General features: G+C 67.9%; 23 protein-coding genes. 11 read left to right on the forward strand and 12 right to left on the reverse strand.

Translation table 11 applies throughout. The features are described from left to right. Positions 1–37: 37 nt before the first annotated feature. The 3 genes from HZ989_RS13485 (at position 38) to HZ989_RS13495 (ending at position 2,630) form a co-directional block, all read left to right on the forward strand. Positions 38–367, forward strand: coding sequence for a DUF1491 family protein (locus HZ989_RS13485; protein ID WP_209321314.1), 330 nt, complete (start codon positions 38–40; stop codon positions 365–367). A gap of 132 nt (positions 368–499) precedes the next feature. After that, positions 500–880, forward strand: coding sequence for a hypothetical protein (locus HZ989_RS13490; protein WP_209321315.1), 381 nt, complete (start codon positions 500–502; stop codon positions 878–880). Between the two features lie 103 nt (positions 881–983). Continuing rightward, positions 984–2,630 (forward strand): peptide chain release factor 3, encoded by a 1,647-nt coding sequence (locus tag HZ989_RS13495; RefSeq protein WP_209321316.1) that lies wholly within the window; start codon positions 984–986, stop codon positions 2,628–2,630. Between the two features lie 3 nt (positions 2,631–2,633). Here the strand turns inward: HZ989_RS13495 and HZ989_RS13500 are convergent, their stop codons facing one another. Together HZ989_RS13500 and HZ989_RS13505 are read right to left on the reverse strand one after the other, a co-directional pair. Next, a complete protein-coding gene (locus HZ989_RS13500) occupies positions 2,634–4,877 on the reverse strand; it encodes a tetratricopeptide repeat protein (RefSeq protein ID WP_209321317.1) in 2,244 nt (747 codons plus the stop codon). Next, positions 4,874–5,605: a hypothetical protein gene (locus tag HZ989_RS13505; protein ID WP_209321318.1), complete on the reverse strand. Its 732-nt coding sequence runs from the start codon at positions 5,603–5,605 to the stop codon at positions 4,874–4,876. Before HZ989_RS13505 ends, HZ989_RS13500 begins: the two co-directional genes overlap by 4 nt. Positions 5,606–5,724: 119 nt before the next feature. Between HZ989_RS13505 and HZ989_RS13510 the strand changes: the two genes are divergently transcribed. Beyond that, positions 5,725–6,396: a hypothetical protein gene (locus HZ989_RS13510; RefSeq protein WP_209321319.1), complete on the forward strand. Its 672-nt coding sequence runs from the start codon at positions 5,725–5,727 to the stop codon at positions 6,394–6,396. Between the two features lie 58 nt (positions 6,397–6,454). Here the strand turns inward: HZ989_RS13510 and cysQ are convergent, their stop codons facing one another. Further along, positions 6,455–7,261: a 3'(2'),5'-bisphosphate nucleotidase CysQ gene (gene cysQ, locus HZ989_RS13515; protein ID WP_209321320.1), complete on the reverse strand. Its 807-nt coding sequence runs from the start codon at positions 7,259–7,261 to the stop codon at positions 6,455–6,457. A 64-nt stretch (positions 7,262–7,325) separates the two neighbouring features. Here cysQ and chpT point away from each other — a divergent pair, with 64 nt between their 5' ends. The 7 genes from chpT (at position 7,326) to HZ989_RS13550 (ending at position 13,769) form a co-directional block, all read left to right on the forward strand. Beyond that, entirely contained in the window at positions 7,326–7,994 is a 669-nt protein-coding gene (chpT, locus tag HZ989_RS13520; RefSeq protein WP_209321321.1) for a histidine phosphotransferase ChpT, read from the forward strand. Between the two features lie 90 nt (positions 7,995–8,084). Next, on the forward strand, positions 8,085–8,456 hold the full coding sequence (locus HZ989_RS13525; RefSeq protein WP_209321322.1) for a PleD family two-component system response regulator: 372 nt from the start codon (positions 8,085–8,087) through the stop codon (positions 8,454–8,456). A gap of 32 nt (positions 8,457–8,488) precedes the next feature. Further along, positions 8,489–9,304, forward strand: a complete 816-nt coding sequence (locus HZ989_RS13530) for a protein-glutamate O-methyltransferase CheR (RefSeq protein ID WP_209321323.1) — start codon at positions 8,489–8,491, stop codon at positions 9,302–9,304. A 72-nt stretch (positions 9,305–9,376) separates the two neighbouring features. Further along, positions 9,377–11,272 (forward strand): M20/M25/M40 family metallo-hydrolase, encoded by a 1,896-nt coding sequence (locus HZ989_RS13535; RefSeq protein ID WP_245162376.1) that lies wholly within the window; start codon positions 9,377–9,379, stop codon positions 11,270–11,272. A gap of 58 nt (positions 11,273–11,330) precedes the next feature. Then, on the forward strand, positions 11,331–12,023 hold the full coding sequence (locus tag HZ989_RS13540; RefSeq protein ID WP_209321324.1) for a class I SAM-dependent methyltransferase: 693 nt from the start codon (positions 11,331–11,333) through the stop codon (positions 12,021–12,023). A 69-nt stretch (positions 12,024–12,092) separates the two neighbouring features. Beyond that, complete coding sequence (locus tag HZ989_RS13545) at positions 12,093–12,878, forward strand: thioredoxin family protein (RefSeq protein WP_209321325.1); 786 nt, start codon at positions 12,093–12,095, stop codon at positions 12,876–12,878. Between the two features lie 81 nt (positions 12,879–12,959). Then, complete coding sequence (locus HZ989_RS13550; RefSeq protein ID WP_209321326.1) at positions 12,960–13,769, forward strand: DUF4344 domain-containing metallopeptidase; 810 nt, start codon at positions 12,960–12,962, stop codon at positions 13,767–13,769. A gap of 13 nt (positions 13,770–13,782) precedes the next feature. Here HZ989_RS13550 and HZ989_RS13555 read toward each other — a convergent pair whose 3' ends face one another. From HZ989_RS13555 to HZ989_RS13595, 9 genes are all read right to left on the reverse strand, one after another. Further along, the gene (locus HZ989_RS13555; RefSeq protein ID WP_209321327.1) at positions 13,783–14,184 is read right to left on the reverse strand and encodes a hypothetical protein; all 402 of its coding nucleotides are present in this window, start codon (positions 14,182–14,184) and stop codon (positions 13,783–13,785) included. 243 nt (positions 14,185–14,427) lie between these two features. Continuing rightward, on the reverse strand, positions 14,428–15,144 hold the full coding sequence (locus tag HZ989_RS13560; RefSeq protein ID WP_209321328.1) for an SOS response-associated peptidase: 717 nt from the start codon (positions 15,142–15,144) through the stop codon (positions 14,428–14,430). 370 nt (positions 15,145–15,514) lie between these two features. Continuing rightward, complete coding sequence (locus tag HZ989_RS13565; RefSeq protein WP_209321329.1) at positions 15,515–17,875, reverse strand: TonB-dependent receptor; 2,361 nt, start codon at positions 17,873–17,875, stop codon at positions 15,515–15,517. 155 nt (positions 17,876–18,030) lie between these two features. After that, a complete protein-coding gene (locus HZ989_RS13570; protein WP_209321330.1) occupies positions 18,031–19,998 on the reverse strand; it encodes a glycoside hydrolase family 3 protein in 1,968 nt (655 codons plus the stop codon). 10 nt (positions 19,999–20,008) lie between these two features. Further along, on the reverse strand, positions 20,009–21,355 hold the full coding sequence (locus HZ989_RS13575; RefSeq protein WP_209321331.1) for an MFS transporter: 1,347 nt from the start codon (positions 21,353–21,355) through the stop codon (positions 20,009–20,011). A gap of 53 nt (positions 21,356–21,408) precedes the next feature. After that, a complete protein-coding gene (locus tag HZ989_RS13580; protein WP_209321332.1) occupies positions 21,409–22,245 on the reverse strand; it encodes a fumarylacetoacetate hydrolase family protein in 837 nt (278 codons plus the stop codon). Positions 22,246–22,258: 13 nt separating this feature from the next. Then, a complete protein-coding gene (locus HZ989_RS13585) occupies positions 22,259–23,152 on the reverse strand; it encodes a VOC family protein (protein ID WP_209321333.1) in 894 nt (297 codons plus the stop codon). Then, complete coding sequence (locus HZ989_RS13590) at positions 23,149–23,601, reverse strand: heme-binding protein (protein WP_209321334.1); 453 nt, start codon at positions 23,599–23,601, stop codon at positions 23,149–23,151. The genes HZ989_RS13585 and HZ989_RS13590 overlap by 4 nt, the downstream gene beginning before the upstream one ends. After that, a complete protein-coding gene (locus tag HZ989_RS13595; protein WP_209321335.1) occupies positions 23,589–25,142 on the reverse strand; it encodes a bifunctional 3-(3-hydroxy-phenyl)propionate/3-hydroxycinnamic acid hydroxylase in 1,554 nt (517 codons plus the stop codon). The genes HZ989_RS13590 and HZ989_RS13595 overlap by 13 nt, the downstream gene beginning before the upstream one ends. Between the last annotated feature and the right edge of the window lie 79 nt (positions 25,143–25,221).

The raw sequence follows: 25,221 nt of genomic DNA on the forward strand, positions 1-25,221 counted from the left end.
TGACGTTCCGGTCCCGTTTCCGAGCAGGGTTACCGATTTGCTTCTGAACTCAGACCTGTGGGTCGGTGCCCTGATCCGCAGGGCCGGGATCGAAGGGGCCAATGCCACGGTGGTCCGCAAGGGCGATGCGCGCGCGGGGACCGTGATCGTGAAAGCCTACAATACGTCGGAACGCACGGCACGGCTGTTCAGCGAGGCCTTCGGACAGGATGGCGACCGGCTGTGGATCCAGCCGGTGAAAGGCACCGAGGGCGAGCTGGATGCCTATGTCGAGCGTCAGCGCGGCTATGACCCCGACCTGTGGGTGGTGGAGATCGAGGACCGCCAGGGGCGGCACTTTCTGACGGAAAGGGTCGAGGGAGACTGATCCTCTCTCCTCGCCGCGCTCCGGGACGGATAACCCCTCGCTAACCCCGTTCGCACACAGAACCGAAAACCAACCGGGTGCATGGTCACGATTGTCGTCAGAACCGTCGGCGTCGACCGGGTGGCTTTCCCTATGCTGTTTCTCATGAACGACGTGGTGTTCGACCTGGACGAGGCCTCTCCGGTCACGTCGGCCGATGCGCGCCGGTTCGAGAAGCTGGGCTTCGACTATCTGATGGAACTGGGCTGCGAGCTGTTCGCCGGGGATCCGCTGTTGCACCGGAACGACCCGGAGCGGGCGCGCCGCCTGGCCTGGCTGATCCACGACCGGTCGCCCGAGGTGAACGCCGCCCTGTTCGCGGCGCCGGATATGGACTGCGATCCGGCCCTGGTCGAGCCGCTCTTCTGCGCCCTGCCCGAGGCCGTGCTGAAGCAGCTCAAGGCCAAGAGCGGCAAGGGCCGTCTGGACGCCGCCGCGGCCGACCGCGCCGTCTGGGGCCGCATGGCGGCCTGATCGCCGGGCTCAGGCCGCGAGCGCCCATGGCGCGGTCCGATCCTGCCGGACGGATACGGGCCACGCGTGACTTTCGCGGGCGCGCGCGCTACCTCCCGCCCCCATGTCGAAACTCACGCTCGAACAGGAGGCCGCCCGTCGGCGGACCTTCGCCATCATCGCGCACCCCGACGCCGGCAAGACGACGCTGACGGAGCATATCCTGCTGTCCGGCGGGGCCATCCGGGCGGCGGGGGCGGTGCGGGCGCGGGGCGAGAACCGGCGGACCCAGTCGGACTGGATGAAGATCGAGAAGGAGCGCGGCATCTCGGTCAGCGCCTCGGTCATGACGTTCGAGCACACCACGTCCGACGGCGTGGCCAAGATGTTCAACCTGCTGGACACGCCGGGGCACGAGGACTTTTCGGAGGACACCTATCGCACCCTGACGGCCGCCGACTGCGCCATCATGGTGCTGGACGCCGCCAAGGGCATCGAGCCGCAGACCCTGAAGCTGTTCGAGGTCTGCCGCCTGCGCGACATCCCGATCATCACCTTCATCAACAAGCTGGACCGCGAGGCCCTGGACCCGCTGGAGCTGCTGGACGAGATCGCCTCGAAGCTGCAACTGGACCCCGCCCCCGTCTGGTGGCCGGCCCAGAGCGGCAACCGGCTGCGCGGCATGGTCGAGATGGGCACCGGACGGTTCCAGCCCTATGCCCGCAAGGTCCCCGGCGCGGTCGAGGATGCCGGCCATCCCCCTGCCCTGCCCCTGTCCGAAGCCGCCCGCTATTTCGAGCCGGGCGAGCAGGAAGAACTGATGGAGGCGGCCGAACTGGTCACCGGCGGCTACCCCGCCTTCGACCGCCCGTCCTTCCTGGAGGGCCATATGACGCCGGTCCTGTGGGGCTCGGCCCTGCGCCACTTCGGCATCGACGAACTGCTGGCCGCCATCGGCGAATGGGCGCCGCCTCCGAAGGTCATGCCGGCGCGCAAGGAGGCCCCGCCCGAGACCCGCAACGCCCCCGCCCCCGTCGAACTGACCATCCAGCCCGGCTCGGACGAGGTCACCGGCTTCGTCTTCAAGGTCCAGGCCAATATGGACCCCAACCACCGCGACCGCATCGCCATGTTCCGCATGGCCTCGGGCTCGTTCAGGCGCGGCATGAAGCTGAAGGTCCAGAACACCGGCAAGCAGCTGTCGGTGAACGCCCCCATCATGTTCTTCGCCAGCGACCGCGAACTGGCCGAGGACGCCTTCGCCGGCGACGTGATCGGCATTCCCAACCACGGCGTCCTGCGGGTCGGCGACAGCCTGTCGGAGAGCGGCCTGATCCGCTTCGCCGGCCTGCCCAACTTCGCCCCCGAGATCCTGCAGCGCGTGCGGGTCAAGGATCCGCTGAAGGCCAAGCACCTGAAGAAGGCGCTGGACGGTCTGGCCGAGGAAGGCGTGACCCAGCTGTTCCGCCCCGAGATCGGCGCGGACTTCATCGTCGGGGCCGTCGGCCAGCTGCAGTTCGAGGTCATGGCCGACCGGCTGGGCGAGGAATACGGCCTGGAAGTCATCTTCGAACACAGCCCCTATGCCGAGGCCCGCTGGATCGACGGAGAGAAGGCCGACGTCGAGGACTTCATGGCCAAATACCGCGGCCAGATGGCCCGCGACATCGACCAGGCCCCGGTCTTCCTCGCCAAATCGTCGTGGGAGACCGGCTATGTGATGGAACGCTTCCCGAAGGTGGCTTTCACCAAGACGAAGGAGCGGGGGTAGGGCTCAGGGAAGGGCGGCGCGTTTGGCTTCGAGGCGGGCGATCAAATCTTGACTGGTTCCGATGTCGTACTCGGCTCCCGCCTCTTGATAGACTGCCAAGGCATCGCGCGCTGCTACCTGTCCGCGATCCAGCCAGACTGGATCGCTGGATTTCTCAAAAAGAGCTTCGTAGGTCAGCGCGAGGTTCTCCATTGTGAGCGCCCAGTCCAGCGGCACGCGCTCGCGCGTGTATTCCTCTAGAGAAGCCCGATAGGCCGCGACCGCCTCCTCCAGACGCGCCGTCCCGCTCTCCCGCGCGCCGAGGGTCATAAGGGTAGCGCCGAGGTTCATCTGTGTCATGGCCCAGTCCAGCGGCACGCGCACGCGGGTGCGTTCCTCAAGGGCCGCTCGAAATGCCGCGACAGCCTCCTCCAGACGCGCCGTCCCGCCCTCCCGCTGGCCGAGGGTCCCAAGGGCGCTACCCAGATTGTTCTGGGTCCACGCCCAGTCCAGCGGCACGCGCTCACGCGTGTTCTCCTCAAGGGCCGCCCGATAGGCCGCGACCGCCTCCTCCAGACGCGCCGTCCCGCTCTCCCGCGCGCCGAGGGACTGAAGGGCACCGCCGAGGTTGCTCTGGATCCGCGCCCAGTCCAGCGGCACGCGCTCACGGGTGTTTTCCTCAAGCGACAAGCGATAGGCCGCGACCGCCTCCTCCAGACGCGCCGGCGCGCTCTCACGCGAGCCGAGGCTTTGAAGGGCATTGCCGAGGCCATTCTGGGTCGCGGCCCAGTCCAGCGGCACGCGCTCGCGGGTGCGCTCCTCAAGCGACGCTCGAAATGCCGCGATCGCCTCCTCCAGACGCGCCGTCCCGCTCTCGCGCTCGCCGAGGGACTGAAGGGCAGTGCCGAGGTTGTTCTGGGTCAAGGCCCAGCCCAGCGGCACGCGCTCGCGCGTGTATTCCTCTAGCGACGCCCGATAGGCCGCGACCGCCTCCTCCAGACGCGCCGTCCCGCTCTCGCGCTCGCCGAGGGACTGAAGGGCAGTGCCGAGGTTGTTCTGGGTCGCAGCCCAGCCCAGTGGCACGCGCTCGCGGGTGCGTTCCTCAAGGGCCGCCCGATAGGCCGCGACCGCCTCCTCCAGACGCGCCGTCCCGCTCTCGCGCTCGCCGAGGGTGGTCAGGGCATTGCCGAGATTGTTCTGGGTCGCTGCCCAGCCCAGCGGCACGCGCTCACGCGTGTTTTCCTCAAGGGCCGCCCGATAGGCCACGATCGCCTCCTCCAGACGCGGCGTCCCGCTCTCCCGCGCGCCGAGGGACTGAAGGGCATTGCCCAGGTTGTTCTGGGTCAAGGCCCAGTCCAGCGGCACGCGCTCACGGGTGTTTTCCTCAAGCGACAAGCGATAGGCCGCGACCGCCTCCTCCAGACGCGCCGTCCCGCTCTCACGCGAGCCGAGGGTTTGAAGGGCATTGCCGAGGCCATTCTGGGTCGCGGCCCAGTCGTCTGGACTCTCTGCGCGGTCCACAAGAGACGCCGCTTCCGAATAATAGTCGATCGCGCGAAGGAGGGCCGCATTGTCGCCCCGCTCATTGCCGCGCTGATATGCCGTCAGGCCCAGGTCCGAGGTGAGAAGGAAATCGTCGTGTCGTGCGCGGCGTCGCGCCTCCTGACGGGCCTGTAGACCGATCTGTTCCGCGCCCTCGAAATCCTGTCGCTGGCGGGCAAAGGCCGCGCGCGTCGTGACCGATCCGATCCACAAATCTCCCGCCTCGACCGACGCCGATTGTCGCAGGAACGCCAGCTGTTCCAGGGCCCGGTCGGCGTCCTGCAGTCGACCGTCCTCGAAGGCGGTCCGGGCCTCCTCCACGAAAAAAGCCGCCCGGTCCCGGATCTCGCCGGTCTCGATCCGATCGACGATCTCGGTCATGTCCGCGAGCTTGTTGCGGTTATCGGCGTCCTGCTCGACCCAGCGCGCCGCGGCCTGGACGACATTTTCCGGCGAAGCGTCCGGCGGCAGGCCGAGCAGCTGCCCGACCCGACCGAGATCAGCCCGGGAGGCTTCGGCCTCGCGACGGGCGGCACCTGCGGCGCCGCGCGCATTTGTGGCGGCGGTGATCGCGACGCTAAGCTCCACCCGCAGCGCGCGAACCTGGGCCGGGCCCAGCCCTGTCCCGTCCCGTCCCTGTGCGAGGGCCGGGATCGGCGCCATCAGAGTCACACCGGCCGGGGCCAGGACCGCCAGGGCCATCAGAACGACGCTGAACCGCTTCACGGACACCGCTCCAGCTTCGTCCCGCCGTATCCGACGTGGGTCAGGTTGCGCCAGTTCAGGCGTTCCTCGTCGGCTGCCCTCGAATAGGTGAAGATCAGGGCCTGACCCTCGGTCTCTCCCGCGTCCGACGACCGCGCGATGCTGGCGTTGAGCTGATCGCCCTCGCCGCCCGGCACGAGCGCCGCCGTCATCGCATAGTCCGACATCCCCGGCTCCTTCCGGACCCGTTCGATCATCAGGCCGCCGTCCTTCACCTTGAACTCATAGACCACCGCGCAGCCCGCCTCTCCCCACCGACCGGGGACAGCGCCGACGACGGCCCGCTGTGGCGGGGACAGGGCCGCAAGGATGTCGTCGCGCGCCCGAACCACCTCGCCCCGCGTCCGGTCACCGTCCTGCGTCACGGTCTTCTCGGTCGCCACTGCAGGGTCCATCAAGGGCAATATGAGGGACATCGCCCCGGCTCCTGTAACGCAGGCCGCAAAGATCGTCGCCAGACCTTTCCAGCTGATCCAGAACGGCCGCCGCATCGAACCGGCAGCCTTGGGCGCCAGAGTGTATTGCGCAACGGCGGCACCGATCCCGACGGCCAGGGTCGCGGCCACCGTGAGCCAGCCGCCATCCTTGTCGTCGGCCACGCCGATCACCAGCCAGCAGAAGCCCGCCGCCGCCGCGATGATCGCGGCCAGGGTCACGACCCACAACGCCCCGGTGATCGTTTTCCGCATGCCCTTCCCCCTGAAATCGGGGAAGCCCAACATACGGGGCGATCCATGTCTACCGCCGGGAACGGACCGTCAGGTTTCGTGCCATTGTTCTGTCGCGACCGCATGGTCCAAGGGACGGTATGAACGCTCGATCGATACGCTCCGGAACGGTTCTGGCCCTCGCGGGGGGTGCCATCCTGCTCGCCGCCAGCGCCTCTGCCCAGGATCAGGGCAGCGCCACGACCCGGTCGCTGAACACCGCCCCGCCGCAGTCCACGCTGGACCCGCGCCTGAACGCCCGGCCGCCTGTGGGCCAGACGCCTGCGGCCCGGCCGCCGGCGGGCAAGCCGAAGCCCCCCCAGGCGCCCACCCTGGACGACGTCCTGGCCGACCTGCTGGGCCCGGACGCCACGGCCTCCGCCCCCGGCGTGACCCTGGCCGAGGGCGAGACCGAGCCGGAGCCCATTCCGCTGGCGCTCGGCTACTATGCCCGGGGCGACAAGGACTGCGCCGAGGTGTGGCCGGGTGACGGCGACCTGGCCTTCGCCACCCCGACCTCCTTCACCATCGACTTCGGCGGCTGCGAGCCGGGACAGTGGCTTCAGACCGGTCCCAACAGCTGGCGCGAGGACCAGCGCTGCCAGACCGAACTGGGCGGTGACGCCGGAGCCTATACCATCAGCTATGAGGTCCTCGACGCCGGCACCCTGAAACGCACGGCCCGACTGGCCATCGACGGCAGCGTCGAGGAAGACCAGTGGACGCACTGCGCGCCCGCCGATGTTCCCGAGAACGCCCGCTTCGCGCCCTGACCCGGCCCCGCCCTGCCGACAGGCCCGGAAGGACGGTCACCGGACAGGGCCCGGGGGCCTATCCGCCCATCGCCACGAACCCGCCGTTGGCGAACCCCGGCTTGCCATAGGCCAGGGGCGATCCGTCCGCGGCCAGAACCCGGCCACCGGCGGCCTCCAGGACCGCCTGCCCTGCGGCCGTATCCCATTCCGACGTGGGGCCGGTGCGGGGATAGGCGTCGAAGCGACCCTCGGCGATCAGACAGAATTTCAGCGACGAGTCCGTCCCCTGCCACCGGGTACAGCCGTGGCGGGACGCGAGGCGGGCCGCCTCCGCATCGGTGACGCTGTGGCTCAGCAGGGCGATGCCTTCGTCGGGACGGTTGCGGACCCTGATCGCGCGCCAGGGGTCGTTGCCCGTCTCGGCATAGCGCCGCATCTCGGCCGTGCCGTCGGCCGTGGTGCGCCAGGTGGTCGAGGTGGCGGGCGCGGTGACGACGCCGGCGACCGGACGGCCGTCGTGGATCAGGGCGATGTTGACGGTGAAGCTTTCCTTGCCCGCAACGAAGCCCCGGGTGCCGTCCAGCGGGTCGATCAGCCAGAAGACGGCATCGGCGCTGGCCGGGCGACCCTCGGCCTCCGACTGTTCCTCGGCCACGGCCTGGATGTCGGGATACAGGGCCGCGAGCCGCGACAGGATCAGGGCCTCGGCCTGCTGATCGGCCAGGGTCACGGGGCTGTCGTCGGCCTTGGTGAAGACTTCTCCGCCCGCCCGCCAGTAGGGCAGGATCACACGCGCGGCATCCTCTGCGATCGCGGCGAGGTGGTCATGCAGGGCGCCGGAGTCGAGGTCGGCGGCCAGGGCGGTCGGCAGGGAAGCGATCATTTCGCGGGGGATAGACCATGGCGGGTGGTTTCGCGAAGGGGCAAATCACCCCATCCTCGCCCCCATGACCGATACCGCCTTCGACATCCCCCTCGACGCCCTGTCCATCGATGGATCTGAACTGGCCAGCCTGCTCGTGGCCAAGCTGTGCCACGACTTCATCAGCCCGTCGGGCGCGATCGTGTCGGGGCTGGACCTGCTGAACGATCCGACCGCCCAGTACATGCGCGACGACGCGATCGCCCTGTTGACCGACAGCGCCCGAAAGATGGTGGCCCAGGTCCAGTTCTTTCGCGTGGCTTTCGGCGCGGCAACCACCGCCGAACGGTTCTCGGGGGACGAGCTGAAGGCGCTGGTCGACGGCGTGACCCGGGACGGGCGGGCCAGGCTGGACTGGCAGCTGGAGGTTACGGATTTCAGCAAACCCCAGGCGCGGGCGCTCGTGAACCTGGCCTATCTGACGGCCGCGGCCCTGCCGATGGGCGGTCAGGCCGTGGTCACGGCGCGGGCGGTGATAGACGATCTGGTTCTGACGGGTACTGCCGAGGGAGCCCGCGCCCGGCTCAAGCCGGAGGCGGCGAAGGGTCTGGCCGGACAGCGGTTGACGGAGGGCCTGACCGGTCAGTGGATACAGCCCTACTGGCTCTGGCTGACCCTCCAGCAGCAGGGCGGATGGCTGGACGTCGAGACTGTGGAGGACCGCGTCGTCCTGACGGGAACCATGCCCCCTTAATCAACGCTACCAACGAGTCATTAACCGCCCTGACCCGATTATGGGGTCGAAACGGCGAAGCTGATTCCGGCCGTTGGGAGACGACACACCGTGGATGTCCGGACCTGCCTCATCGTGGACGACAGCCGGATCATCCGGAAGGTCGCGCGCCGCATCGTGGAGGGTCTGGGGTTCGAGGTCGACGAGGCCGCCGACGGCATCGAGGCCCTGTCCTATTGTGTCGGCCTGATGCCCGACGTCATCCTGCTGGACTGGAACATGCCGGTCATGGACGGTCTGACCTTCCTCCGGCGTCTGCGCGCCCAGGCGGGCGGCGACCGCCCGAAGGTCCTGTTCTGCACCATCGAGACGGCACCCGAACGCATCGCCGAAGCCCTGGGCGCGGGTGCCGACGACTACATCATGAAGCCGTTCGACGGGGAAATCCTCCACTCCAAACTGTCCGAAGTCGGAGCCGTCTGAAGCCGACCTATGCCCGCCCCCTTAGCTCAGCCATGACCCAGGACGACTTCGATCGTCTGCAGGCGCTGCTCTCGTCGAGGGCCGGCTTCCGGCTGGGCCGCGACCGGATCCATCTGGCCGAGCATCGACTGGCGCCCGTGGCGCGGCGCGAGGGCTTCGACAGCGTCGAGGCCCTGCTGGCCACCCTCTGGGTCAAGCCGGTGGCGTCCCTGGGCTGGGCGGTCATCGAGGCGCTACTGAACTCCGAAACCTGGTTCCGGCGCGACCGGGCCGTGTTCGACACCTTTGCCAGGGAAGTCCTGCCGGCGATCGGCCGCGCCCGTCCCGAGGGACGCGTGCAGGTCTGGTCGGCCGGATGCTCCAGCGGTCAGGAAGCCTATTCCCTGGCCATGGCCGGTCTGGACGCCGGGGCCAATATCGACATCGTCGCCACCGACCTGTCGCTGCGCGCGCTGGACAAGGCACGATCGGGGGTCTTCAGCGCCTTCGAGGTCCAGCGCGGCCTGTCGGCCAGGATGATGCTGCAATGGTTCGAACCGGCCGAGGACGCCTGGGCTGTGCGGCCCGCGCTCAGGAACGTCGTTCGCTTCGCCCGCCACAACCTGCTCGACGCGCCGACCGACGACGCCCGGTTCGACATCATCGTGTGCCGCAACGTGCTGATCGAGATGGAGCCCGCCCGGCGCGGACAGGTCGTCGACTATCTGGAGCGCCGCCTGGTCGATGACGGCGTGCTGGTGCTGGGGGCCGAGGAGCGCATCGACGACGACACCATCGCCTTCCGCCCCGTCGGCGGGCGGAGCGGCCTGTATGTGAAGTCCCCCTCGGCGGTCAGCCGGGCGGCGTAGCGCGCGCGTCTCCCGCCGGTTTGGGCATCGACACGGTCCGGTTTCGCCCCCTATCCTGACGGAGTGTCGGGGATGACGAACATGCGATGGGCTCTGTTTCTGGGATCCCTGGCGCTTGCGCTGGTGATCGGGGTCTGGGCGCTGCAGGTGCCCGCGCCGCGCGACGCCAGCGCCTCCCCCACCGAATTCTCGGCCCGGCGCGCCATGGCCGACGTGCGCCAGATCGGTGCCCGCCCCCACCCCGTCGGATCAGCCGACCATGCGCGCGTCCAGGGCTATCTCGTCCAGCGGATGGCGTCCCTCGGCCTGAATCCGGTCCTCCAGTCCGGAGCCCTGTCGCCCGAGGCGATCGCACGCCTGACCCGTTGGGGCGGTGATCCGGTGGCGGCGGGCAATGCCGCAGTGAATATCGTCGGTGTCCTGCCCGGGCGCAATCCGGGCGCGGCGGCCGTCGCGCTGATGGCCCACTATGACAGCGCCTGGGGATCGCCGGGCGCGGCGGACGATGGCGCGGGCGTGGCGGCGGTGCTGGAAGCCGTCCGGGCCATCAAGGCGCGTGGTCCGGCGGACCGGACGCTGGTCGTCCTGTTCACCGATGCGGAAGAACTGAACCTGGACGGCGCGCGCCTCTTCTTTTCGGAAAATCCCCTGCGCGACCGGATCGGGGCGGTGGTCAATCTGGAGGCCCGCGGCGGCGGCGGCCGGGCCATGATGTTCGAGACCGGACGGGGCAATGCCGAAACGATCGCCCTGTTCACCAAGGCCGCGGGAAAGGCCGACGGCGGCGCGACGTCCAACGCCCTGTCGATCTTCGTCTATGAGTCCATGCCCAACGGCACCGACTTCACCATCCCGAAGAACCGGGGCATCGGCGGGGTCAACTTCGCCTTCATCGGCCGCCCGTCGCAGTACCACTCCCCGAGCGCCACACCCGAAAACCTCGATCAGGGCGCGTTGCAGCACATAGGCTCCCAGGCGCTGGAAGCGACCGACGCGCACATCCGCGCCGACGCCCTGCCCGTCGCGGGGGCCAATGTCGTCTATGGCGACGTGCTGGGCCGGATCTTCATCGTCCATTCGACCGGGCTGGGGTGGACGCTGCTGGCCGTCACGGCGGCCCTGCTGGCCTTCGCCGCCTGGGGAGCCCGCCATGCGACGGGGGTCACCGCCGCCGATGTCGGACGTGGCATGCTGTCCGGCCTGTGGGTGCTGGCCATGGGGCTTGTGGTGACCCACGGCGTGCGGGCCCTGGCCGGTCCATCCGCCGCGCGGGCCGAGTCGGCCGAGGTCTATTACACCCTGCTGAGGCGTCTGCCCTGGATGGAGGCAGGGACCGGTCTGGCTGTCGTGGCGGTGGCCCTGGCCGCGCTGGCGGGACGCGCCGCCCTGGGGCCCCGTTTGCTGGCGGGGGTCGTGATCGCGGCCGCGGCGGCGGTGATGGTGATGAATGGCTTCGATGCCGTCGTGATGGGCGCGGGCGGCGTCGCCATCGCCCTGTCGACCTGGAGCCAGACGGCCCCTAAGACCCCATGGGGCGGATGGCTGGGGCTGATCGCCCTGATCCTGCTCCTGGGGTGCGTCACCCAGGCGACCGCTCCGGAGGCGGCGCTGATCTTCGTCTGGCCCGGTCTGGTCGCGGCCCTTGCGGCGGCGGCCTGCGCCCTGATCGGGGCGCGGCTTCAGAGCACCCGCTCCCTGATCCCGGCCGTGCTGGCGACCATACTGGGCGGAGCCTGGATCTTGACCCTGGCCCATCCCGTCTTCCTCGGCGTCGGTATGGACATCCCCGGCGTCCTCGCCCTGATGGCGCTGCTGGTTCTGCTGTTCGCCCGCCCCCTGGCCCCGGAGCATGCGCGGGCGACGCTGGCAGCGGGGGCGGCCGCCTGTCTGATCCTGGCCTGCGGCCTGTCCCTGACCGCCCGCTATGCCGAGCCCATGCCCGCGCCCACCGCCGGCGGGCCGACTTAGCGTCCGGTTAAGGCTGTGGCTTAAGCCGACCGAAAACGCCCTCCGGTATCAGGGGCGCATGAACCTGATCCACGCCCTGCAGGACAATACCGATCCCAACTCGCTGGTGACGCGGTTCCGCCGCGCCCGCGCGCGCCGCATCGTCGACCTGATCCAGCGTATCCATGCCCGCAAGGGCGCGGTGTCGATCATCGATCTGGGGGGAGAGGCCAACTACTGGACGCTGTTCGACCGGGCGTTCCTGGACGCCTGCAAGGTCCGGATCACCCTGGTCAATCCCGGCGGCATCGACGAGACCGCCGACCCCGCCCTGTTCGAGATCGTCGACGGCGACGCCTGCGACCTGCCGCACTATGCGGACCACGCCTTCGACCTGGTCCATTCCAACTCGGTCATCGAACACGTCGGCGACTGGGGGCGGATGGAGGCCTTCGCCGCATCCTGCCGCCGCCTGGCCCCGGCCTACTATGTCCAGACGCCCTATTTCTGGTTCCCGGTCGAACCGCATTTCAGCGCGCCCTTTTTCCACTGGCGCTCGGAGCAGAGCCGGGCGCGCGCCCTGCTGAAACGCGGCCATGGCTTTTCGCCCAGGGCCCGGGACATGGGTCAGGCGATGCGCGACGTCCAGCACGCCCGTCTGCTGGACAAGGGACAGTTCCGGTTCCTGTATCCGGACGCCGTCCACCACGACGAAGTGGTCGCGGGCATGACCAAGTCGCTGATCGCCGTGCGCGCGCCGACATCGCACTGACATCGACCGCGCGGTAACCTCTGCGACGCTCCCGGCGAAGGCCGGGGCAGATCGTTCGAGAGACCCGCCATGACGCGCCCTGTCCGCATCGCCGCCCTGTCCAGCCACCCCGACCTGCGGCGTCGTCTGGCGCTGTTCGCCAGCATCGGCGTCGTCGCCGCCGCCCTGATCGCCGGCCGGGGCACGGCGCGGCCGGCCGACGCAGCCCCCCTGCCGTCGCCTCCACCTGCCGCGTCGGGTCTGACGGTGGTGGAACTGTTCACCAGCCAGGGGTGCAACGCCTGCCCGCCCGCCAACGCTAATCTGGTGACCCTGTCGAGCCGACCCGACATCCTCGCGCTGAGCTGGAACGTCACCTACTGGGACGGTCTGGGCTGGAGGGACACCTTCGCCCAGGAAGCCTTCACCCGCCGCCAGCGCGACTATCAACGCGGCCTGGGCACCGACAATGTCTGGACGCCCCAGGTGGTCGTGGATGGCCGGGACCACGTCGTCGGCCAGCGCATGGCCCAGATCCAGGGCCTGATCGACCGGCACAGCCCCTTCACCGGGCCGACCGTTCAGTTCCGTAACGGCGCTGTCGGTTTCGCAGGCGGAGCCACGCCTTCCGTCCCCGCCGACGTCTGGCTGGTGCGCTACGAGCCGCGCCCGATCAATGTGCCGGTCGAGCGCGGCGAGAACGGCGGCCGCACCCTGCCCCACGCGGATGTGGTGCGCGAACTGGTCCGCCTGGGCGACTGGCGCGGCCAGACCGTCGGCTATCGCCTTCCGCCCGCGACCCGCGCCGGTCTGGCGACGGCCGTTCTCGTCCAGGCCCCGAACGGGGGTCCGATCCTGGCCGCAGCCCGGGGCTGATCTGACGTCGCCTGACAGCGGGCCGCGACCCCATTGTGACCGGCCGCCGTATGGCTAAGGTCGCGGCAGGGGAGACTGATCATGAAAAAGACCATCACGGGCCGCGTCGGCGGCATGGGCGTCGCCGCCGCAGCCGCCGCTTTCGTCATCCTGGGCGCCTGTTCCAGCGAGAGCGTGGCCGCATCCGGAGCGGACCGGGGGGATTTCGTCGTCCGCCCGGCCGAACTGACCAGCGACGACTATACCGAACTGGCGGAACAGCTGTCCGAGGAACGCTGGCTGGAAGACGTCGCCGATGTACTGAACGAGAGCCTGAGTCTCCCGGTCGATATTGGCATGCGCTTCGCCGAATGCGGCGAGAACAACGCCTACTACATCCCCGACGATCGCGAGATCCAGATCTGTATCGAGATGTTCGAGGGCGAGCGCGAGACCTTCGCCGCCTATTACGACACCGACGAAGAGATCGAGGACGCGGTCAACGGATCGTTTCTCTTCACCGTCTTCCACGAGGTCGGCCACGCCCTGATCGACGTACTGGAGATCCCCTTTACGGGGCGCGAGGAAGACACCGCCGACAGTCTGGCGGCGTGGTGGCTGATCGACGGCGATGATGGCGAGGAATCCGCCATCTCCGGCGCCCTCAGCTTCTATACCGACCCCGAAGAGGCCGGCGATCTGGAGGAGAGCGATTTCGCCGACGAACACTCGCTCAGCCAGCAGCGGTACTACACCCTGACCTGCCTGGTGTACGGCTCCGACCCGGACAAATACGCCAACCTGCTCGAGGACGAGTGGCTGACGCCCGAACGCGCCGAACAGTGCCCCGCCGAGTTCGAGCGCCTCACCTCGACCTGGTACACCCTGCTGGATGCGCATCTGAAAGAGTAGCGGTCAGCCGCCTCTACAGCAGGCTGGCCAGGTCCCGCCGGATCTCGTGCAGCGTCGCCAGACCGTAGCCGTCCGGATCGGCCGGTTCGATCCGCATGGGGGGCATCAGGGCCTCAATGGCCGCTGCCGCGTCCAGCAGCGGGGTCTTTGACCGGGGCCGCCGGTCCAGCACGACCAGAAAGGCCGCGAGCGCGTTCCCATAGGCATGGTAGACGTCGATACCGACGTTGTGACCGCGATCTGAGGTCCAGTAGCTGTCGGACAGTTTGCGCGTGGCGTCCTCGGACTGGCGGGCGAAAATCAGGATCAATCGCGGTCGCAGACGGCCCAGACCCTTGCCCAGCCGCTTCTCGGTAAGGGTGCGCCCGACCGCCTCGATCGCCGCGGCGAGACGGGGCGACGGCGGGTTCGTCAACAACGCGGAGACCGCTTCAAGGTCAGAAGGGCCGCGCTTTCCGAACAGTCGCCCGAACCAACCCATGCCGACGTCACCCCATTGACCGCCCCACCCGGCGGCTGCCGGGCAAGAAAGCACGCCGGCCCCGACCGGGTCCACGTCATTTCCGGTCGCAGGCGGGCGGGCGGGCCTGAGCTGGCCCGGGCCCTGTCCGCCATGACCCGGGCCAGTGGAGGCCAGAGCCGACCCTGCACCGACGGATCAATCCTCCGACCGCCGCTCGACCGCCACCAGGGCGTTGTCCGGCAAGGCGCGCTGAAGCGCCCTGGCCTCGTCCCACGGCGCACGCATCCAGACCTCGCGCTCTTCCTCCGTGGTCAGGATCACCGGCATGGCCTTGGGGTGAACCGACCGCACCGGCTCGCTCGGCTCGGTGGTCAGGAAGGCGAACAGGTCTGCCGTCTCAACGCCGGTCTTCATCTTGCGCACGCCGGTCCAGCCATGGATCTGGATCCCGGCAAAGAAGGCGAGGGGCTCGTCACCCGGCAGGGCGAACCAGACGGGCCGGTACCTGCTCTCGGCATCGCGGCCGGGCTCGCTGAACGCCGTGAAGGGTACGAGGCAACGGTTCGCCGGACCCAGCCACGGCTTCCAGTGCGACGACGCGGTGTTGCGGACATTGGTGGTCCCGCCGTCCGGTTCCATCTTCAGCAGGGCGTCAAAATCAACCGCCTTGCCCCTGGCCCGCAGCTTGTCCGCCCGCCGGGTCGCGGCGTCCAGAATGGCCTTGCGTGAGGACGGCAGACCCCAGCGGGCCATCGCCAGAACCCGGTCGCCCGCCTCATCGTGGCGCACGATGGGGGCCGGATAGTCGGGCCAGGTGTCGCGGGGTTCCAGGTTGCCGGCCTGGTTCACCGTCGCACGCGCGAGGTCGAGAATGGCGGCGGGGCCTTTACGCAGGCTGTAGAGGTTGCACATGGCGCGAGACCACCATGCCCTTTGGGTAGTGTCCAGAAGCGGACACGGTCAACGGCAGTTGAGGGTGGATACCGGACTTCGGTTCGAACCCTGCTCAGAGTCGCTTACGCGCCAATCGCGGACATTGGCAGCGCGGCGGAAACGCGACATCCGGGCTGCTGATATCTGCCTTTCGGCACCATATAGAGGACCGCTCTCAACCCAGAAGTGAATGTCCCGGGCCTCGGGATTCGCGCCTTAGCGGCACTCGCTGAAACGCCAGGAAAGGTTGGAAAAGGTCCTCCCCGTAGCCTTGGTCCTCCTGGTTCTCGCAGAGAAAAGCCCCGAAGTCCGAGGGACTTCGGGGCCAGGCGTTCAGGAGCGAGAGACCCTAGAAGTTGGCGCGGAGGGACACGCCGACGTAGCGTTCCGCGTCCTTGGCCGGGAAGTAGGCGATGTTGCCGGGGTTGGCCGCATTGGTGACGATCGACTCGCGCTGCATGCCGTTGACGAAGTCCTGATCGAACAGGTTCCGGACAAAGAGGCTGAGCGTGTAGCGATCATCGGCCGTGCTGGCACCGACCGTCAGATTGACCAGACCGTATCCGTCCTGAACCAGGCCCGGGTCCTGCTCGAGCGAGAATGTAACCTCGCTCTGCCGGGTGGCGGCCAGTTGGATAAAGCCGTTCAGATCTGTGCCGGGGATGGTGTCGTCGTACCGGATCGACAGATTACCCCGCCATTTCGGCGCATTGGGAAGCCGGCCGTCGACCACGTTCTGTGCGGTGCCGTTGCCAATCCGGAAGCAGGTGTTCACGGGTTGGGCCTGGCCGGCGGCGAGTGTGACCGCGGCGGCCTGGGCGGTCAGCGGGCATGACAGGCCGGTCGCATCGAAGGTGGCGTCCGCATAGGTGACGCCGCCGCTCAGGCTGATGCGATCCGTGAGGGCGAACTGGAACTCCACTTCAGCGCCCTTGGACACCGAGGAGCCGGCATTCGTCGGGATCGATACGTTCGGAGCGACCGTCGATTGCACCTGAAGGTTTTGATAGTCGGCGTAAAACAGTGCCGTGTTGACGCTCAGCCGTCCGTCGAGCCCCTGGGCTTTGTAGCCCAGCTCCCAGGCCTCTACAGTCTCCGGCAAGACCGCCACCTGGGTCGCGAAATTTGCAGTTAACTCAAAATCGTAGCCGCGGCCCTTATAACCGCGAGACCAGGTCAGATAGGTCTGGGCCTGCGCACTGAACTGGTACTGAAGCCCTAATTTGCCGGACAGATCAGTGTCGGCGACTTCTCCCCGACCGGAGGACGCCCCGAAGAGCAGACGATCGCCAGCGAACGGGGGCGTGGCCAAACGCAGCCCCTCGTAGCTCACTGTCTCGCGCTGCAAACGGGCACCGAAAAGGGCCGATAGCTGATCGGTCAGATGCCATTCCGCCTGACCGAACGCTGCCACATTTTCTGTCTTGGTGTTGGCGGTGTGGGCGGCAGAAGAAAAGAAAAAGGTCGGGCAGGGCTGACCGAAAGCGACCGGATTGGTCACGCAGCCGCCGACCCGGCGACGGAAGTCGCGATCCAGATCGAGGTTGAAGTAGAAGACGCCGACCGTGTACTGGACCGGCTGATTGGACGGCGAGGTCAGACGCAGTTCCTGGGTGAACTGGCCGATATCCAGCCCCCCGCCGTTGATGCTGAAATAGCCGTTGCCGAACGGCACATAGAGCGGCGTCGCCGACTGGAAGCCGTCGACCTCGACATTGTTCTCGAGCGTCCAGGTCCGATAACCGGTCACCGAGGTCAGGGTGTAGTCACCGAGGGACAGGTTGGCTTCAAGCGACACACCCGACGACTTGGTGTCGGCGAAGGTCGTTCCGTCGGTTTCCACCGAACGGTTCGTGGGCGAGGCCACGATCGGCGCGCGGATACCGGCGAGCACCGTGTTGGTCGTCAGATAGGGCACGAGTTGGCAGCAGGTGCTGTCGCTTTCGCGATAGTCCGCCGAGACCAGCAGGTTCAGGTCTTCACTCGGCTGCCATTCCAGCTTGCCGCGCAGACCGAAGACTTCACTGCCGTAGACCGTCTGGCCTGTTCCGGTATCCTGAACATAGCCTTCATCATCAGTATAGAAGCCGGTGAGGCGCCCACCGAGGGTGTCGGTGAGCGGGCCGGCGATCGTGCCCTTGAAACGATATTCTCCGTGCTCGGCCGCAGTGATCTCGGCCGCTCCGGAAAGGTAGTCGGTGGGGCGCTGGGTGACGACATTCACCACCCCCGCCGTGGCATTCTTGCCGAACAGGGTGCCCTGCGGCCCGCGCAGGACCTCGACCCGCTCGATGTCGATCAGTTCCTGGAAACCCTGGCCCTGACGCGACAGGACCACGCCGTCGACGACGAAGGAGACGGCCGATTCCAGACCGGTATTGAACAGGGCCGTACCGACGCCGCGGATCCGGACGTTGTTGTTTAGGTCGCTGGTCGACTGGGTGTAGGTCAGGGACGGGACCAGATTGGCGAGACCGCTGGTCCCCGTGATCTGGGAGTTGTCGAGCGTCTCGGCGCTGAGGGCCGTTACGGCGAGGGGCACGTCCTGCAAGCGCTGGCTGCGCTTCTGCGCGGTGACGATGATGTCCTCGACCTGCGCAGTGTCTTCGGATTGTGACGCGACGTCCTGGGCAAACGCGGGCGCAGCGGCCGCGGCGAGAACGAAGACTGCGGCACTGGCCATGAGGCGGCGGCTGACGTGAAACTGCATGGTGTCTCCCCATTTGCGTTCCCGCCATCGCCCGGAAAAATCCGAAGCGCAGCGGTTGTTGTTGCGTCATCGTTGAACTGGGCGAGGTCCCATCGTCAAATGATTGAAAATGGCTACGTGCACCATTTCACTTATGACTGTAGGTGCTGCGCCCTCTACCAGGCCTGAAGCCCGGCCCCTCGGGGATACAGAGGTTGCTGCGTGTCTGACCCGGCATCAGGAGCCTGTGCCTCTACCTCGGCCATGGATGAGGGGAGCTCGAACGGCAGCCGCGCTCCGGGGGTCACCCGACCGGTGACGAAGTCGAAGAATGCTGCGTCCGACGCGCCGAACTCTCCGATCAGCGCGGTCGCAAGGGGCTTGATCTGGGTCAGGATGGCAGGACGATCGAGATAGATGCTGACAACAGTCGGGGTGACGGCGCCGGCCCTCTGCACGGCGAGCAGGTCGGTGTTGTCGACCGGAAAGTCCAGCGCGCCCTCGTGGTGACGCTGGCCGAAGAAGTGGGCCGGATGGCTGGTGAACGGCGTCGCGATCCGGACAAGGGCAAAGTCCGCCTCCGCCGGATCATCAACGACGGTGAATCCCCGCGCACGGGCCTCGTCCGTCGAGACCTTCCAGAGCCAGACCTTTTTCGCTTCCGGTCGAAGCGGCAGAACGCCGTCGCGGTTCTCCAGGAGCACGAGCGATCGTCGCTGCGCTTGGAGCGACTCCTGGCGATGTTCGGGCGAGCCGACGATGCGTCGCGCTGCATCCGGATCGACATAGGGGTTTTCGAACAGACCCAATTCGAAGGTCTGGATCAGCAGCCGCATGACCGACTGGTCGATTCGCGCTTCCGGGATCCGTCCGGAGGCGACGACATCGATGATGACTGCGGTGTCCGCCACCCCGCCAAACTGGTCGACACCCGCCTCGATCGCCTTGGCGAACCGCTCCGATTTGGTCAGGTCTTCGACGCCCCACGGCATGCCGACACGGCGATAGTCGAGCGTCCCCGCCTCGCAGTCTGCCAAACAGTCGTCCGTGACCTTCCAGTCGGTCAGCACGATGCCGTCGAAGTCGCGGCCCTCACGCAGCAGTTCTGTGATCATCTGCCGGCTGAAGGCGGCCGCGACCCGCTCGGCCGGGCGGCCGTTGATTTCCAGGCCCTCCGGCGGGCGGGCGTAGGTGGGCATGACCGCGGCGACCCGCGCCCTGAACGCGCCGTCAAAGGCGCTCAGGTGGTCCTGGAACCGGCCCCCGGGAAACACGATGTCCCGGCCATAGGGATTGTGAGCGTCGTAACCCTCAGGCTGGGCACCGTAGCCGACCCAGTGTTTGACGACGGCGGCAACGCTCTGCGGACCCAGGCCGGATGTCCCGCCCTGGAAGCCTTCGATATAGGCGCCGACCATGTCCGACACTCTGTGCGGATCGTCGCCGAAGGTACCGCTGACCCGGGGCCAGCGCGGCTCGCTGGCCAGATCGGCCATCGGCGACAAGGCCATCCGGACCCCGATAGCGCGATACTCTTCCGATGCGACCTCACCGAAGCGGCGGACCAGATCGACATCGCCGATAGCGGCGAAGCCCGTGGTTTCGGGCCATTGCGAGAAGGCACCGGCGGCCACGCTCAATCCGAAGGTGGTCTGGAAATGGTTTCGGGGATCCGAGCTCAGTGTGAGAGGGATGCCCAGCCGGCTGGCCTCGGCCATGGCCTGGACCGTATTGCTGGTTTCCGCCAGCGCGCCCGCATCACTGCTGCTCACCCGATGAATGATGAACCGGATGTCCTGATCGCGGATCATCGGTTCAACGCCGGCGAGGTCCCATTCCGCCCTGAGCACGCCCCCAACGGTCGGGGGCGAGGCATGCACCATCAGACCGGCTTTTTCGTGCAGGGTCATGCGGTCCGTGAGATCCTCGGCCCGGGCTGCGGCGGGGAGCCGCCAGTCCTCGTAGGGGGTCAGCCGGCCGTCGCGATCAAGATCCCTGAACCGCAGACCGTCGACCGTCAGCACGGTGGCGCTTCGAACGCCCAGATCCGGCTGGCTGACGCTCCTGCCGAAGCTGTCGGGCGAAGCGGATGCGCAGCCGGACATGGCCGCGCCGAGGAGGGCCAGGACGGTCAGACCTCTCATCTTCTCGCGCTCACACTACGGACGGTTCAGGTGCGGGTCGCAACGATGGCGGCGACGGCCTCCGGATCCCCAATGTCACGGCCGCCAGCAACTGGGCGACAGCCAGCATCCCAAGCGTTGCCCAGAGCGCGGCGGGCAGGCCCTGGGTGAAGCCGATCAGCATGGGTCCGGCCACGCCGCCGATCCGGTTCACCGCCACGGCCACGCCGACCGCGGTGCTGCGAAGGCCGGTCTCGTAGCTCATGGCGATATGATTGTTCATCACAGCCTGGGCACCGAAGATGAAGAAGCCGGTCGCGGCGACAGCGACCATGGCGAAGGGCGTGTTCAATGTCGCCGCCAGGCTGATCAGCGACAGGGCACCGCCGACGAACCCCCAGCAAATCACAGGCACCCGCTCGAATCGATCGGCCAGCCAGCCGCCCGCCAGACCACCGAAGATCTGCATCGTCATCAGAAGCGAGCCATATCCGAAGGCCGTGCGTACCCCTGCCCCTTCCGCTAGGACGATCGAAGGCAGCCAGCCCGTCAGGCCGTGGATGCAGAGCAGGCTCAGCGCACCCGCCACCCAGATCGAAACAGTCGTGCTCAGGTAACGCGGCGCCAGCAGGCTGACGAAGGCACCCTTCCCGCTCGACGGCTCACCGGACTGGAAGGCCGCGCCGACATAGGCGGCGGCGCGGTCGGGGCGGGCGCGGGACAGGATGCGGGCGACCTGATCCCACCGCTCGCGGGACGCCAGAAACCGCACCGATTCCGGTAGCATGGCGTGAGCCAGCAGGGCGACCGGAATACCGAGACCGCCAATCAGGTAAAGGGCGCGCCACCCCCACTCCGGCGCGATCAGCAGTCCAGCAAGACCTGCTGCGATGCCACCGAGCGAGAACGGCAGGACGAACGCCAGGGTCGCGAACCGATTCGCACACCGACTCGGCGCCCACTCGTTGATATAGACGAAGGCGAGAGGCGACAGCATGCCCAGCGCGACGCCGAGCGCCAGTCGGATGGCGCAAAACACTTCAAACGAATTGGCAAAGATCGCGAGGGCCAGGCTGGCCAGACCGAGAAGCCAGACCGCCCCCAGGGTGGTCGCGCGACGCCCGAACCGGTCCGCCAGCGGCCCCTGCAGCAGAGCTCCGGTCGCCAGCCCGACCAGCCCGATCGACAGCATCATGCCGATCTGCGGAGCCCCCAGCCCCCACTCCTGCCGCACATAGGGCGCGACATAGGCGGCATTGAACAGGTCATATCCGTCGATGAACAGTATGGCTCCGATCAGCACGGCGAACCGGATGTGGAATCCAGTCAGCGGTGCGTCCCGCATTTCGGCGGCGACGTCGATCACCGGTTCGCTCATGGCTTCGTTTCCTCTTGAGGCGTCCGGTCTTGCGCCGGATCGCGGATGAATGATCAGGCGGAGGCGTCTTCCGAAACTGGATTGCTCAGGACGCCGAGGCCGGTGACAGTCACTTCAACCACATCCCCGGGCTTGAGCCAGAGCGGCGGCGTCCGCTTGGCCCCGACCCCGCCCGGCGTCCCCGTCAGGATGACGTCGCCTGGACTCAGGGTCGTGAAACCCGAGCAGTAGGCGATGATGTCGGCGATCGAAAAGATCATCTGGTCGAAACCGGCGTCCTGCACCACCTCGCCGTTGACGCGGGTCGTGATCCGGCACCGGTCCAGCGGGCCCATCTCATCCGGCGTCATCAACCAGGGGCCAAGCGCACAGGTATCGGGAAAGTTCTTGCCGGGGGTGAATTGGTGGGTGTGCCACTGCCAGTCACGCACCGAAGCGTCATTGGCGATTGTATAGCCGGCGACGTGATCCATGGCCGCTTCCCGCGAGATGCGACGCCCGCCCCTTCCGATGACCACGGCCAGTTCGCCCTCATAGTCGAGATCGGTGGACTCCTGTGGTCGCACGATGGGCTGGCCGCCGGCGACGAGCGTGTCGGCCCAGCGCGTGAAGATCGAGGGATGATCGACCTTCGCGCGGCCGGTCTCCTTGCGGTGATCCTCGTAGTTGTGACCGACGCACAGGATCTTGCCGGGATTGGGCAGGACCGGCAGCAAGGTCACGTCCGACAGTGCGATCGACTCGCCGCTCGGGATGACGGCGGCGACGCCTCCCGAGGCCAGGGCCGCCTTGAGGTCGGCGGGTCCGGAGGCCGGCGCCACCGCGATGCGGTCGCCTTCAAGCACGCCGTAGCCGGCGCGGCCCTGGCGTTCAAAACTGACGATCTTCACGGATCGGCTCCTGTCAGGCGGCCGGCAGCGCAGGCGCGCCGGGGAAACGGAATTTGCGTTCGGCGACGGCCAGGGCGGCCACGTCCTTGTCTGTGACCCCCCATTGATCGATGCGGTTCTGCGGCCAGGTCCAGTCCTCGGGCGCGCCGGTCCGATAGTCCTCTCCAACCTTCTCGACCGCGGTCGAATACTCGATCACGGGCCCGAAGGGGGCGATATAGTAGGCGAAGACATTGTTGCCGGGACCATGGCGTCCGGGCCCCCATGCGGCCGTCAAACCGTAGTCCCGCATCCGCCCGATGCCGCGCATGACCGCGTCGATATCGACCATCTCGAAGGCGATGTGATTGAGCGTGGCGACGCCGGCGCGGGCGAAGGCGATCGAATGGTGCGAGTCGTCACACCGCACGAACACCATGCCCTTCGTCCGGTCCGAAACGCGGAAACCCAGGACCCGTTCGACGAAATCGCCGGACGCCTCGGCGTCCCGGGCGTTAAAAACGACATGGGTGAGGCGGTTCGGCATGTCGGGGCATCCCTCCAGCCGTTCATTGCTCTGAACGCCGGACAGGAAGCGGAACCGCTCGCCGTCGGGAGCGGTCACAAGGATGCCGCGGCCGGATCCGGTTTCACCCGTCGCATCGACCCGCTCGACCGGCGCTCCTTCCGCCCCGGCCGAAGCCTCGATCCGATCGATCTCGGCCTCGGACGCGATGAAGGTGACCGACTGAACCGTCGGTGCATCTGCCTCGGTCAGGGCCAGCAGATAGGCGTCGTCCCCCGCGCCGCGGAGGTGCCAGGTGTCGGCCTCACGCGTCGCCGGAGCCATGCCCCAGTGCTCGGTCAGGAAGTGAGCGGCCGCGCCGGCGCCCGGAAGCGCAAGCTCGATGCTGCGGAGTCTGGTCATGCGCGGGCCTCCGGGGCGGCGCCCGGATCGGCGACCAGGCCGGCGGCCGCGATGCCCGCCACCGCGCAGCGTTCATCGAGGTCGGAGGTGTCGCCGCTGATCCCGACCGCCCCAAGGATCGCGCCGGCCGCGTCGCGGATCAGCACCCCGCCGGGCGCGAGTGCCATCTGGCCCTCCGTCACGGCCGAAAGGGAGGCGAAGAAGACCGGCGACTGCTGGGCGCGCGCGGCGATGGCCCGACTGCCCATTCCCATGCCCAGGGCTCCGGCGGCCTTCGCCGTGGCGATCGCAGAGCGAAACAGGCTGGCCGTCTCCTGACGATGGATCGTCAGGACATGTCCGCCGCTGTCCAGCACCACCACGCTGAGCGGCTTGGCTCCATCCTCCCGCGCCTTCGCGAAGGCGGCTTGCGTGATGGTCAGGGCGAGATCGAGCGTCAGGCCGGACATAGGGTCTCCTCGGCGGCGACGGCGTGTCTGAAGTCGCGGGCGAGACCCGACACCGCGCCCGTTCCGCTCGCCGTCCCGAAAACATAGAAGTCGGGGCGCAACAGGACCGCGTCGGCCTGGTGCTCATCCAGCCAGCGACCGAGATCTCCGGCCGCGTCTTCCAGGTCCATCCCGATGCGAAAATGACGGATGCGGAGGCGCTGCAGGAGCGTCGGCTCCACACCCCCCTGCTCGCCCCGCGACAGGATCACCAGCCCGCCGCCGGTGGCGTCATCCAGCAAGCCTTCCTGCTGCGCCAGCCGGACGGAAGGCTGGATGAAGCGCTTGCCGGCACCGGGGCTGTCGAGCGTCAGGCCCCGGATCGGCGTGATCAGGTCGGCGGCGGTCCGCACGGGGTCGCCCTGCCTCGCGCGCATTTCGGCGTCACGCTCGGCAGCACGGACCGGATCGAGCATGCAGATATAGCGCCCGGCCTCGACCGCGCTGGCGATGACCGAACGGACCTGGGGTTCGCGCTCCTGCTGATAGCCGTTCAGCAGACCGTCGGGAGCGGTGCCGGACAGGACCCTCTCCAGCTTCCACGCCAGGTTGGCGACATCCCGCATGCCATGACACATGCCCTGGCCGAAGAACGGCGGCGTCTGGTGCGCCGCATCGCCGGCCAGAAACACCCGGCCGACCTTCCAGGTCTCGGCGATCAGGCCATGAAAGCGATAGGTGGTCGCGCGCACGATCCGGCTGGGTGCCGATCCGACCCAGGGCGCCACCAGGGCCTCTACGGCATCAGCGTCCAGCGTTGTCTCGTCTTCTCCGGGAAGCAGCATGAACTCCCAGCGGCGGTGGTTGCCCCTGCCGGGAACGATGGTCGCCGGGCGTCGCGGGTCGCATAGCATGATGGAGAGTTGCTGCAGATCTGCGCCCTCGGGCACATGGTGGAAGCCCGGAAACACCAGAGGCCCGTCGACCTCGGCGTCCACCACCAGCCAGGGCTCCTCGAAATCCAGATCATCCAGGACCACGCCCAGCGCCTTGCGCGTCGGGCTGCTGGCCCCGTCGCAGGCGATCACCCAGCGGGCTGAGACAACAGTCTCGCCCTCCGGCGCGGCCAACCGCAAGCGGACGCCCCGGGCGTCCTGGTCGATCCCGAGGCATTCGACGCCGAGGCGCAGATCGACCTCAGCGAACCGGCCCAGCCCCTCGCGAAGCACGGCCTCGAGCTCTGGCTGGTAGAAGAAATAGTCGCCGGACCAGCCGAAGGGCCGGGGTCGGCCTGCGGTGCCCATGTAGCGGATGACGCCACCGTCGGCGCCGATATGCATATGGCCCTGGGTGTCGCGCACGAGCGACGAAACGCGGTCGACCAGGCCGGCGCTCTGGAACAGGCGCATGACCTCGTGGTCGATGTGCACGGCGCGCGGCAGGGGATGCGGTTCAGCGACGCGTTCGACGACCAGCGTCCTCACCCCGGCCTTGCCGAGCAGATTGGCCGCCAACCCACCGACCGGTCCGCAGCCGATGATGACGACATCGTAGTCCAGCACGCGGTTCCATCCCTCGGTTTTCTCGTTGGTATCGTGTTGACAGTCGCCGACACCCTCCGTCAAATGATCGAAATTGGGG

The organism is Brevundimonas sp. AJA228-03 (assembly GCF_017795885.1).
Classification (GTDB): domain Bacteria; phylum Pseudomonadota; class Alphaproteobacteria; order Caulobacterales; family Caulobacteraceae; genus Brevundimonas.

What these genes read in the sequence shown, in the direction of transcription:
- HZ989_RS13560 (WP_209321328.1), bottom strand. Translation starts at nt 15,144, where the DNA reads ATGTGCAACCTCTACAGCCTGCGTAAAGGCCCCGCCGCCATTCTCGAC.
- HZ989_RS13490 (WP_209321315.1), top strand. Translation starts at nt 500, where the DNA reads ATGCTGTTTCTCATGAACGACGTGGTGTTCGACCTGGACGAGGCCTCT.
- HZ989_RS13545 (WP_209321325.1), top strand. Translation starts at nt 12,093, where the DNA reads ATGACGCGCCCTGTCCGCATCGCCGCCCTGTCCAGCCACCCCGACCTG.
- HZ989_RS13530 (WP_209321323.1), top strand. Translation starts at nt 8,489, where the DNA reads ATGACCCAGGACGACTTCGATCGTCTGCAGGCGCTGCTCTCGTCGAGG.
- HZ989_RS13575 (WP_209321331.1), bottom strand. Translation starts at nt 21,355, where the DNA reads ATGAGCGAACCGGTGATCGACGTCGCCGCCGAAATGCGGGACGCACCG.
- HZ989_RS13590 (WP_209321334.1), bottom strand. Translation starts at nt 23,601, where the DNA reads ATGTCCGGCCTGACGCTCGATCTCGCCCTGACCATCACGCAAGCCGCC.
- cysQ (WP_209321320.1), bottom strand. Translation starts at nt 7,261, where the DNA reads ATGATCGCTTCCCTGCCGACCGCCCTGGCCGCCGACCTCGACTCCGGC.
- chpT (WP_209321321.1), top strand. Translation starts at nt 7,326, where the DNA reads ATGACCGATACCGCCTTCGACATCCCCCTCGACGCCCTGTCCATCGAT.
- HZ989_RS13535 (WP_245162376.1), top strand. Translation starts at nt 9,377, where the DNA reads ATGACGAACATGCGATGGGCTCTGTTTCTGGGATCCCTGGCGCTTGCG.
- HZ989_RS13585 (WP_209321333.1), bottom strand. Translation starts at nt 23,152, where the DNA reads ATGACCAGACTCCGCAGCATCGAGCTTGCGCTTCCGGGCGCCGGCGCG.
- HZ989_RS13565 (WP_209321329.1), bottom strand. Translation starts at nt 17,875, where the DNA reads ATGCAGTTTCACGTCAGCCGCCGCCTCATGGCCAGTGCCGCAGTCTTC.
- HZ989_RS13550 (WP_209321326.1), top strand. Translation starts at nt 12,960, where the DNA reads ATGAAAAAGACCATCACGGGCCGCGTCGGCGGCATGGGCGTCGCCGCC.
- HZ989_RS13540 (WP_209321324.1), top strand. Translation starts at nt 11,331, where the DNA reads ATGAACCTGATCCACGCCCTGCAGGACAATACCGATCCCAACTCGCTG.
- HZ989_RS13505 (WP_209321318.1), bottom strand. Translation starts at nt 5,605, where the DNA reads ATGCGGAAAACGATCACCGGGGCGTTGTGGGTCGTGACCCTGGCCGCG.
- HZ989_RS13570 (WP_209321330.1), bottom strand. Translation starts at nt 19,998, where the DNA reads ATGAGAGGTCTGACCGTCCTGGCCCTCCTCGGCGCGGCCATGTCCGGC.
- HZ989_RS13495 (WP_209321316.1), top strand. Translation starts at nt 984, where the DNA reads ATGTCGAAACTCACGCTCGAACAGGAGGCCGCCCGTCGGCGGACCTTC.
- HZ989_RS13510 (WP_209321319.1), top strand. Translation starts at nt 5,725, where the DNA reads ATGAACGCTCGATCGATACGCTCCGGAACGGTTCTGGCCCTCGCGGGG.